This is a genomic window from Komagataeibacter kakiaceti JCM 25156, assembly GCF_000613305.1.
Window position 1 is genome coordinate 1 of sequence record NZ_BAIO01000889.1, and the last position, 598, is coordinate 598.

The 598-nt window shown below is 68.4% G+C and carries 1 protein-coding gene; it reads left to right on the forward strand.

Annotated features, from left to right (window positions below):
* Positions 1 to 598, forward strand: a 598-nt coding sequence (locus JCM25156_RS26655) for an MFS transporter (RefSeq protein WP_242402764.1), incomplete at both ends; no start/stop codon positions are given.

Genomic DNA, 598 nt, shown 5'->3' on the forward strand with positions numbered 1-598 from the left:
CTGGGGTGGCGCGCGATGTATGGGGTAATCACCTGCATGGGCGTGCTGGCCCTTGCCTGATCGCGCGCAATGTGCCGGAGGTGGCGGCGGAACGCGCCAGTTCGCCGCTGCGCGAACTGGGTGTGCTCAGGCGCCCGCAGGTCTGGTTCACGCTGGCGACCGGGGCCATCGGGTTTGGCGGCATGTTCTGTGTCGGCACCTACATGACCGAGGTGCTGCTTGCGGTGACCCATGTGCCCGGTTTTGTGGTGCCGCTGGCCCAGTCCCTGTGGGGCGTGGGCATGGTGGCGGGCAACATCGCCGGGAGCAGGCTGGTCGATATCAGCCCCGCGCGGGCGATTGTCGTGACGCTGGCGGGCAGTACGCTCATGTCCTGCCTGTTCGCGCTCTGCGCGGGCGGCACGGTTGCGATCCTGCTGGTCATCAGCCTCATGGGCGGCATCATCGCGCTGCTGCCCGCGTTGCAGACACGGCTCATGGATGTCACACCGCAGGCGCAGGTCCTTGCCGCCACCCTCAACCATTCCGCCGTCAACATCGGCCAATGCCTTCGGGGGCTGGTGGGCGGGGCGGTGATCGCCGCGGGTTACGGCGCGCA